Here is a 9,127-nt window from a genome sequence, read left to right as displayed (position 1 = left end):
GGCCACGGCGGCGGGACGATTGCCAGGGACGGAGGCTGGTGCCGCCGGCACGCCATCGGCGCCGCCTATGCCGGGCCGAAAGGCCAGCATGCGCAGCAAGGTCATGGTGAAGCCCGCGTATTCATCGGGCGCCAGGCCCAGTTCATTGCGGCCGTGCACGGCGATCTGGTAAAACAGCTGCACTTCTTCGGCGTCAAACGCGCCAGCCAGACGCACGATGTCCGCGTATTCAGGCAAGTCCTGCGGCAAGGCGGCGGGCACGGTTTGCGCCAGCGCAATGCGGTGCAGCAAGGTACCCAGATCCTGCAGGGCGCCGTTATACGACAGGCTGCGCGACGCCATCTCGTCGGCCACGGCCAGCAGGTCGGCGCCATCCTGCTGCGCCAGCGCGTCGAGCAGGCGCACCAGATACGACTGGTCGAGGGCACCGAGCATGCCTTGCACGGCATCTAAAGTGACTTCGCCGGCCGCATAGGCGATGGCCTGGTCCGTCAGCGACAAGGCATCGCGCATGGAACCGTGGGCACCCTGGGCCAGCAGGCGCAAGGCCGGCTGCTCGAAGGCGATGCCCTCCTGTCCCAGGATATTGTCCAGGTGGCTGATGATGTGGCCGGGCGGCATCTGCTTGAGGTTGAACTGCAGGCAGCGCGACAGCACGGTCACGGGAATCTTTTGCGGGTCCGTGGTGGCCAGGATGAACTTCACGTGTTCAGGCGGCTCTTCCAGGGTCTTCAGCATGGAGTTGAAGGCGTGGTTGGTCAGCATGTGCACCTCATCGATCATATAGACCTTGAAGCGCGCATTGCTTGGCGCATACACGGCTTGCTCGAGCAGCTGCGCCATTTCATCGACGCCGCGGTTCGACGCCGCATCCATCTCTATATAGTCGACAAAGCGCCCCGCATCGATCGCCGTGCACGCTTCGCACACGCCGCAAGGCTGGGCCGTGATGCCGCCCGTGCCATCGGGACCGATGCAATTGAGCGATTTGGCCAGGATGCGCGAGAGGGTCGTCTTGCCGACGCCGCGCGTGCCCGTGAACAGGTAGGCATGATGCAATCGGCCACTGTGCAGCGCATGCGTGAGCGCGCGCACGACGTGCTCCTGGCCGACGAGCGTCTCGAAGTTCTTGGGGCGGTATTTACGGGCGAGGACTTGATAGGACATGCTGAGATTTTACCATGCGATTTTGCGGGTGATCCTGCGCCGCGGGCGCAAGCCTCATGGCCGGGCCAGACTACGCTGGCAGACGCGGCAAAGCAGCAATTGTATAACATGGCCCGGCAGAAACAGGGAAAACTCGGCAAGCCCGGCAATGCTGCGGGTCGGCAGGAAAATGGGGCCGTAAAAACAAAAAAGCTGCCCATGGCAGCTTGATTGATGATCCTGATGAAACATTCCCGAAGGAGGCGAGCCTGATCTGCGGCACTCATGGTTAATAGCCGTGGCTGCTTCGTTCCCGACCTGACCAGGTTAGCCATGCCACGATGCGCAGGGGCCCGCCGGGGACAATTATAACCGACCTGCGCAAGATTGGGGAAGTCGCACGAAAACCAGAGCACCCCAACGGCAAAATCCTCGGGTTTACATGCATGGCAGACGCAATGGGGTGCAGATCGGCGTAGATCCGCGTAGGTCGCCGTAGGTCGGCGTAGGTCGACTTAGGCCGCAGGCCGTAAGCCGACACTGCTGAGCATGCAGACCCGAGCAAGCAAGCGCCGCAATGTCGGCTTACGCGCAAGCGCCAAGCGGACCTACGTCATTACCTATAACCCCAGCTCTTGCCAGATCCCATCCACCCTGGCCTTCACTTCCGGCGTCATGGCAATCGTCGTGCCCCATTCGCGCGTCGTTTCGCCTGGCCATTTATTGGTCGCGTCGATGCCCATCTTGCTGCCCAGGCCGCTGATCGGCGAGGCGAAGTCCAGGTAGTCGATCGGCGTGTTGTCGACCAGGGTGGTGTCGCGGATGGGGTCGACTCTGGTCGTGATGGCCCAGATGACCTCTTTCCAGTCGCGGATGTTGACATCTTCATCGACCACCACGATGAACTTGGTATACATGAACTGGCGCAAGAAGCTCCACACGCCGAACATCACGCGCTTGGCGTGGCCCGCGTACTGCTTCTTGATCTGCACCACGGCCATGCGGTAGCTGCAGCCTTCGGGCGGCAGATAGAAATCGGTGATTTCGCTGAACTGCTTTTGCAGCAGCGGCACGAACACTTCATTCAACGCCAGTCCCAGCACGGCCGGCTCGTCCGGCGGCTTGCCTGTATATGTGGAGTGATAAATCGGGTCGCGGCGCATGGTAATGCGGTCGATGGTAAACACGGGGAAACTGTCCTGCTCATTATAGTAGCCCGTATGGTCGCCATATGGCCCTTCCAGCGCGTGTTCGTAGCCGCTCGGATGGTTTTCGTCCGGATAGATATGACCTTCGAGCACGATCTCGGCGGACGCAGGCACGCGCAGCTCGCTGCCGATGGCTTTGACCAGCTCCGTGCGGCTGCCGCGCAGCAAGCCGGCGAACTGGTATTCGGACAGGCTGTCCGGCACCGGCGTCACGGCGCCTAATATAGTAGCGGGGTCGGCGCCCAGCGCGACGGCGATCGGATACGGCTTGCCCTTGCTTTGAATCGCGTGCTCGCGGAAGTCCAGCGCGCCGCCACGGTGCGCCAGCCAGCGCATGATGACCTTATTGCGTCCCAGCACCTGCTGGCGGTAGATACCGAGGTTTTGCCGCTTCTTGTTCGGCCCCTTGGTGATCACCAGGCCCCACGTAATCAAAGGAGCGATATCGCCGGGCCAGCAATGCTGGATCGGCAGGCGCGCCAGGTCGACGTCATTGCCTTCCCAGACGATTTCCTGGCACTTGGCGCCGCGCAGTTCCTTTGGCGACATGTCCCACACGGATTTCACCAGCGAACCCAGGCCCAGCAAATCCTTGAAATCCTTCGGCGGCTCCGGCTCCTTCAGGCGCGCCAGCACGTGACCGATCTTGCGCAGCTCGCTGACATCCTCGGCGCCCATGCCCAGCGCGACCCGCCGCGTGGTGCCGAACAGATTGCCCAGTACCGGCATGCTGTGTCCCGTCGGATGATTGAACAGCAAGGCAGGTCCGCCCGCGCGCAAGGTGCGGTCGCACACTTCCGTCATCTCCAAATACGGTGAAACAGGCGTCGAAATGGGCTTAAGTTCACCCATTTGTTGCAGTTGAGAAATAAAATCTCGCAAATCTGAATATTTCATGTGTTTTTAATTTTTTTGACGTCGGACGCCGTTGCTGAAGGATCTATGCCAAGTAATTGATTTTATTGGCTTTTGGCACAATGCAAGTCAAAAAGTAAGACATAAAAGTAATAAAGAATCGATTCGTTAGTATTGACTTGATATAAAACGGCTTCTACAATTCGCCCAACTTGAAAGAGGACGCCGGCCCAAGGCTTGATTTTAGCGTCTCTCTCTCATTCACGGAGTCGGGGCTCCACATGACATTTTAAGGAGTGTTTTCAAAAGGCGTCTGCCTTACCCCCGGTAAAAGTTGTATTGCGACTGATCCAATACCAATGTGGACCGATCAGCTCAAGCAAGCAATGACGGCGTTTCTCGCACGCATCCATACGCGGCGGAAACGATGATATTTCTGATGCACGGCATTGGCAGTACCCACAACACCGCGAGACCGCGGAGGGACTGCCTGTTGACGCGACATTTCGGGGAACTCTATGACTCATCGTAGCACTGAAGCAGCCTTGCCTGCTTCAACCGTGGCTGGCCAGCCAGCGTTGGCGCGTTTGCGCGCCCGCGCACAGGCCATTTCGGCACGTGGCGTTTTGACCACGGCACAACACACACTGACCGTCTTCGGCATTTCCGCCCTGGCGCTGATCGCCCTGCTGATGTTCCGCCCTGACCTGGGCAAGCAACTGACGCACAGCCTGTTCCCGCTGCCGATGGCAGAAGCACAAGCTGTTGAAGCACCTGCCCTGTCGGCACTGATGGAAGCGCCGGCGTCCGTGCAAACGGCCGCCGTCAAGGACGTGCCGCTGACCAAGGAAGAAAAAGCCTTGCTAGGTACGCAAAAGCAGCAGCAATGGGTCACCGACTGGCTTTCCAAGCGCTACCGCGTGGCCAATGACGCGACCAATATGCTGGTCTCGACGGCTTACCTGACGGCGCGTGAAATCAAGCTGGACCCGCTGCTGATCCTGGCCGTGATGGCCATCGAGTCGGGCCTGAATCCGTTCGCGGAAAGCCCGGTCGGCGCACAAGGCCTGATGCAGGTCATGTCGAAGATCCACCACGAGCGCTTCCAGGAAATGGGCGGCGTGCAGGCAGCCCTGAATCCGGTGGCCAACATCCGTGTCGGCTCGCTGATCCTGAAAGACTACGTCACGCGTGGCGGTTCCGTTGAAGCCGGCCTGAAAACCTACGTGGGCGCCGCCAACTTCGCCACCGACTCGGGCTACGGCTCGCGCGTGCTGGCCGAATACCGCCGCCTGAAACAAGTGTCCGCCGGCCAGCGCGTGCCAACCACGACCCCGGTGATGGCATCGAACACGCCAGCGCCTGCCAAGGCACCGGCACCTGCAGCGGAAAGCGGCAGTATTACCATCAAGATTGCACCGCATAACGAGATCGCCGGCCTGTGACCCTTTAAAAGCCCTCACAGGGGCATCCAAAAAGCAGCACCCAATGAAAAAGCCACCGCACGCAAGTGCCGGTGGCTTTTTTTACTGCCTGCGGCCATGGCCGCAGGAACTACTCTGTATATTACTTGCGCTTGTTGGCGTTGACTTCTTCCTCGCGGAATTTCACTGCCAGCTTGTCCAGCACGCCGTTCACATACTTGTGGCCATCGATACCGCCAAACGACTTGGCCAGCTCGACCGCTTCGTTGATGACGACGCGGTACGGGATTTCCATGTTGTTCTTCAGCTCGAAAGCGCCGATCAGCAGGATGCCGTGTTCGATCGGCGACAGTTCGGCGATGTTGCGGTCGATCAAGGGTGCCATGCTGTCGCGCAGCGCCAGCGAATCCTTGATGGCGCCGTACAGCAGCACCGTGAAATGATCGCCATCGGCCTTGTCGAAACCATGGGCCGCGCGAATATTGTTCACGACGGTGGTCGCGTCTTCATTGTTCAGCAGCCACTGGTACAAGCCCTGCAGCGCGAACTCGCGCGCGCGGTGACGCGGCGTGCGGTTTTTGCTGGGGTTGGCGAGCAAATTTTTCTCAGTCATGATTGTTACCTGTTCTTAAATACGTATTTACTGCAGATAGTGACGAATACCGCTGCGCGCTGCCAGGCAGCACACTGCGGCGCAAGCACGATTAATCCTCGTCTGTGTCTTGCAACTCTTCCAGCGCTTGCGCCAGATTGGCCATTTCCACTGCCACGCGTGCCGCTTCGGCGCCCTTGACCAGCATGCGCACTTCCGCTTGCTCGTCGTTTTCCGTCGTCAACACTGCGTTGGCGATGGGGATGCCGTAATCGAGACCGACGCGCGTGATGCCCGCGCCCGATTCGTTCGATACCAGCTCGAAGTGATAGGTTTCACCGCGAATCACGGCGCCCAGTGCGATCAGGGCGTCGAATTGCTCGGTTTCCGCCATTTTTTGCAGAATCAGTGGTATTTCCAGGGCGCCCGGCACGGTCACGTGCAGGATATCTTCATCGGCCACGCCCAGCTTGCTCAACTCTTCCAGGCATGCCGACAGCAAGCCACCGCCGACGATTTCATTGAATCGTGCCTGGACGATACCGACGCGCAAACCTTCGCCGGCAAAATTGGTTTCATAGGTTCCTACGCTCATCATAAGCCTCTTTAATCTGGTGGTTCAGAGCGGCACGCACATGCCGCCATCGTTTACTCTCACATCGACGCCTGACAAAATCGTCGCGAGCGGCAGCGAGTTGTGGTCGAGAAGCGCAACTGTACGAAGGTACAGTGAGCATCACGGACCGCACATCGCGACGCGCAGTAGATTTAGCCAGGCGTCTGGCCAGGACGGCACTGAAAACCCGTTACTTCCAGGTCGAAACCTGCCATCGACGGCATCTTGCGGGGGCTGGCCAGCAATTGCATCTTGCTCACGCCCAGGTCGCGCAGGATTTGCGCGCCGATGCCATAGCTGCGCAGGTCCATGCTGGCGGCGCGGCCTTTCGGCTTGGCTTGCGGCGTGTCCAACGCGGCGAACTGGGCAAACAGCTCGCTCGAGGTCTCGCCGCAGTTCAGCAAGACCATTACGCCCCGCTCTGCCTGCTTGATGGCGGCCATCGAGGCGGCCACCGTCCACGAGTGGGTGGTCGCTTCGCTTTCCAGCACGTCCAGCAGGGAAACGGGCTGGTGCACGCGCACCAGGGCTTCCAGGCCAGGGGCCAGGTCGCCGTGCACGAGAGCCAGGTGGGCCGATGCGCTCGGCTTGTCGCGGAAGGCGATCAAGCGAAATTCGCCGTGCGCCGTGTGCAGGGTGCGCTCGGCAACGCGCTCGACCAGCGATTCCGTCTGGCTGCGGTAATGGATCAGGTCGGCAATCGTGCCGATTTTCAAGCCATGCTGCTCGGCAAACACCAGCAAGTCCGGCAGGCGCGCCATGGTGCCGTCGTCCTTCATGATTTCGCAAATCACGGACGCGGGCGTCAGGCCGGCCATGGCCGTCAAGTCGCAACCGGCTTCCGTGTGGCCTGCGCGCATCAGCACGCCGCCTTTTTGCGCTTTCAGCGGGAAGATATGGCCAGGCTGGACGATATCGCTGGGCTGCGTGCCCTTGGCCACGGCCACCTGGATGGTCTTGGCGCGGTCGGCGGCGGAAATGCCCGTGGTCACGCCTTCGGCAGCTTCGATGGACACGGTGAAGTTGGTGCCATACGCGGTACCGTTGCGCGAGGTCATCATCGACAGGTTCAGCTCGTCGCAACGCTCTTCCGTCAGGGTCAGGCAAACCAGGCCACGCGCATGCGTGATCATGAAATTGATGGCTTCAGGCGTCACGAAATCGGCGGCAAGCACCAGGTCGCCTTCATTTTCCCGGTCTTCTTCATCGACCAGTATCACCATGCGGCCGGCGCGCAATTCAGCGACGATCTCTTCGGTGCTGGATATAGACATTATTCATCCTCGTATGACGCCTGGCCAAACCTGCTGCATGTCGGCACAGGCGGCCTGCGATGCGCACTGTCGTTTCTGACGGTTGCGCTTCTCAGCCACCTCTCCTTGCCGCTCGCGACGGTTTTGCCGGACGTTGTTAATGAAACTAAAAACTGACACTGAACCTGCAACATCAAGTGCGAATATTCCCCAGATTTGCGGGAATTTTCTTATAACCTGCTATTTTAAAGGATTTAGCGCTTGCAGACCTGAAATAAGACAGCACAGCAACGCCATGCCGCAACAAGGCGCGGCACACGCATCTTGCGCTCCCCTGCCCCACGAAGCGCGGAGTCTTTGATCCAACGCCAAGACGCCGGCAAAACGCGCGCCGCCCACCTTGCAAAGCGCATAAGATCGTCTGGTCAGCACCCGGCAGCACTGCTTGCGCCGTGTGCGGATTTCTCCCTTTGCGCCGCGCGGCTCCGCCACGGCAGGCGTTTCCCCATGTTCGCATTACCCCACACAGGAGCGGCAGCATGAAAACCAACGGTTCGGCCATCTGGTCAGGCGGCATCAAGGATGGCAAGGGCGCCATCAGCACCCGCAGCGGCGCCTTGCAGGAATATCCCTACGGCTTTGCCAGCCGCTTCGAAGGCAAGCCGGGCACCAATCCCGAAGAATTGATCGGCGCCGCCCACGCGGGCTGCTTCACCATGGCCCTGTCGCTGATCCTGGGCGAAGCGGGCCTGACGGCGGAAAAGATGGAAACGACGGCCGAAGTGACCCTGGACAAGGTCGACGACGGCTTTGCCATCACGGCCGTCCATCTGATCCTGAAAGCGAAGATTCCCGGCGCCGACCAGGCCAGGTTCGAGGAATTGACGGGCAAGGCCAAGGCTGGCTGTCCCGTGTCGAAGTTACTAAAAGCCAACATTACCCTGGATGCCACCCTGCTGCCTTGAGTTATGCCGGCTTGCGTTCCCTGCCTTGCATCACGCTGGCTTGCGTCCCGCAGCCCCGGGTCCGCTGCCTGAATCCCGCCACAGGGGATCAGGCAGCGCTAAATCTTGTTTACGGGCTTGACAGGCTCCACGGGAGCGACAGGCGCCACCAGCGGCAGCCGCGAGTCGGCGGCAGGCAGCGGCCGGTTCATCAGACCGGGATTCAGGGCGGCATTATTCAAATTGTAGGCAGCGATGGCAGCCGCCACGGACGGGTCCTGCGACGACGGCGGCGGCACGGCCATGCCCGCATTCTGTGCGGCCAGCTCTTGCGCCTGCGCATTTTGCTGCGCCAACTGGGCTTGCGCCGTTGCCGCCAGGCCCTGATCGGCTTGCAGCTGCTCCGTGCGCGCCAGCGACTGCGTCCGCTCACTCGCCGCCCGCGCCACCATTTGCGCATCGTCCGCGGCCAACTGGGCCCGTATGGCCTCGTCCGCCGCCACTTGTGCCTGCTCCTCCAGCCGTGACTGCTGCAGCTGCGCCTGCCGCAAGCCGCCCTGACGCAGATCCTCCACGCGCGCCGCATCTTGCAATCCGGCCTGGCGATCACCTTCGATGCGCTGGGCGTCACTGCGCTGGGCATCGCTACGCACGCCATCGGCGCGCTGCGCCTGCAGCCGCTCCTCGCCGCTCTCGGCCTGCAATGCTTGCTGCCGCTGCAGGCTGGCGTTGCTTTGCTGGGTTTGCTGAGCTTGCTGGGCTTGCTGGGCTTGCTGGGCTTGCTGGGCTTGCTGGGCTTGCTGGGCTTGCTGAGCTTGCTGAGCTTGTTGAGCTTGTTGGGTTTGCTGGGTTTGCTGGGTTTGCCCCTCGCCGGCCTGCGCCAGCTGGGCGCGGGCAGCCGTGGCAGAAGGAAGGCCGGCGGGATCCTGCCCCGCCTGCCGCACCTCTTGCAAATCCTGGCTCAGCTCTTCCGCTTCCATTTGCCGCCGCACTTCCAGCTGCCGCTGCCCCAAGGCATCGAGCGGCGCCTGGTCCGGCGCCGCCCCGGTTTCCAGGCCTGGCTGGTTCACGGGCGCCTGCGCCGTGGCC

The 9,127-nt window shown here is 61.1% G+C and carries 7 protein-coding genes, 1 other RNA gene and 1 pseudogene; 2 read left to right on the top strand and 7 right to left on the bottom strand.

Annotated features, from left to right (window positions below; translation table 11 throughout):
• The 3 genes from dnaX to ubiD form a co-directional block, all read right to left on the bottom strand.
• On the bottom strand, window positions 1-1,167 hold a 1,167-nt coding region (gene dnaX / locus JaAD80_RS26840), incomplete at its 3' end, for a DNA polymerase III subunit gamma/tau (protein ID WP_102299105.1).
• Window positions 1,168-1,405: 238 nt separating this feature from the next.
• An RNA gene (gene ffs, locus JaAD80_RS26830) (signal recognition particle sRNA small type) lies at window positions 1,406-1,504 on the bottom strand.
• Window positions 1,505-1,766: 262 nt separating this feature from the next.
• Complete coding sequence (ubiD, locus tag JaAD80_RS26825) at window positions 1,767-3,251, bottom strand: 4-hydroxy-3-polyprenylbenzoate decarboxylase (protein ID WP_102299101.1); 1,485 nt, start codon at window positions 3,249-3,251, stop codon at window positions 1,767-1,769.
• Between the two features lie 476 nt (window positions 3,252-3,727).
• On the opposite strand from ubiD, the gene JaAD80_RS26820 reads away from it, so the two are divergent.
• Window positions 3,728-4,654 (top strand): lytic transglycosylase domain-containing protein, encoded by a 927-nt coding sequence (locus JaAD80_RS26820; RefSeq protein WP_180979611.1) that lies wholly within the window; start codon window positions 3,728-3,730, stop codon window positions 4,652-4,654.
• Between the two features lie 121 nt (window positions 4,655-4,775).
• On the opposite strand, the gene nusB is transcribed toward JaAD80_RS26820, so the two are convergent.
• The 3 genes from nusB to ribBA form a co-directional block, all read right to left on the bottom strand.
• Complete coding sequence (gene nusB / locus JaAD80_RS26815) at window positions 4,776-5,246, bottom strand: transcription antitermination factor NusB (protein ID WP_070219581.1); 471 nt, start codon at window positions 5,244-5,246, stop codon at window positions 4,776-4,778.
• Between the two features lie 91 nt (window positions 5,247-5,337).
• A complete protein-coding gene (gene ribH, locus JaAD80_RS26810) occupies window positions 5,338-5,820 on the bottom strand; it encodes a 6,7-dimethyl-8-ribityllumazine synthase (RefSeq protein ID WP_034786791.1) in 483 nt (160 codons plus the stop codon).
• A gap of 173 nt (window positions 5,821-5,993) precedes the next feature.
• The gene (ribBA, locus tag JaAD80_RS26805; RefSeq protein ID WP_102299098.1) at window positions 5,994-7,115 is read right to left on the bottom strand and encodes a bifunctional 3,4-dihydroxy-2-butanone-4-phosphate synthase/GTP cyclohydrolase II; all 1,122 of its coding nucleotides are present in this window, start codon (window positions 7,113-7,115) and stop codon (window positions 5,994-5,996) included.
• 518 nt (window positions 7,116-7,633) lie between these two features.
• Between ribBA and JaAD80_RS26800 the strand changes: the two genes are divergently transcribed.
• Complete coding sequence (locus JaAD80_RS26800; protein WP_102299096.1) at window positions 7,634-8,059, top strand: OsmC family protein; 426 nt, start codon at window positions 7,634-7,636, stop codon at window positions 8,057-8,059.
• 98 nt (window positions 8,060-8,157) lie between these two features.
• On the opposite strand, the pseudogene JaAD80_RS30975 reads toward JaAD80_RS26800, so the two are convergent.
• Window positions 8,158-9,127, bottom strand: a pseudogene (locus tag JaAD80_RS30975) (hypothetical protein); the annotation flags it as partial.

The sequence above is a fragment of the Janthinobacterium sp. AD80 genome (assembly GCF_002878455.1).
In the GTDB taxonomy this organism is placed as follows: Bacteria; Pseudomonadota; Gammaproteobacteria; order Burkholderiales; family Burkholderiaceae_D; genus Janthinobacterium.
The sequence above is the reverse complement of the archived record's forward strand: the minus strand, read 5'-3'. Positions and strand labels throughout refer to the sequence as shown.

Bases quoted from the DNA above. Each gene is read 5' to 3' on its own strand.
- ubiD (WP_102299101.1), bottom strand. From the start codon at position 3,251: ATGAAATATTCAGATTTGCGAGATTTTATTTCTCAACTGCAACAAATG.
- JaAD80_RS26820 (WP_180979611.1), top strand. From the start codon at position 3,728: ATGACTCATCGTAGCACTGAAGCAGCCTTGCCTGCTTCAACCGTGGCT.
- nusB (WP_070219581.1), bottom strand. From the start codon at position 5,246: ATGACTGAGAAAAATTTGCTCGCCAACCCCAGCAAAAACCGCACGCCG.
- ribH (WP_034786791.1), bottom strand. From the start codon at position 5,820: ATGAGCGTAGGAACCTATGAAACCAATTTTGCCGGCGAAGGTTTGCGC.
- ribBA (WP_102299098.1), bottom strand. From the start codon at position 7,115: ATGTCTATATCCAGCACCGAAGAGATCGTCGCTGAATTGCGCGCCGGC.
- JaAD80_RS26800 (WP_102299096.1), top strand. From the start codon at position 7,634: ATGAAAACCAACGGTTCGGCCATCTGGTCAGGCGGCATCAAGGATGGC.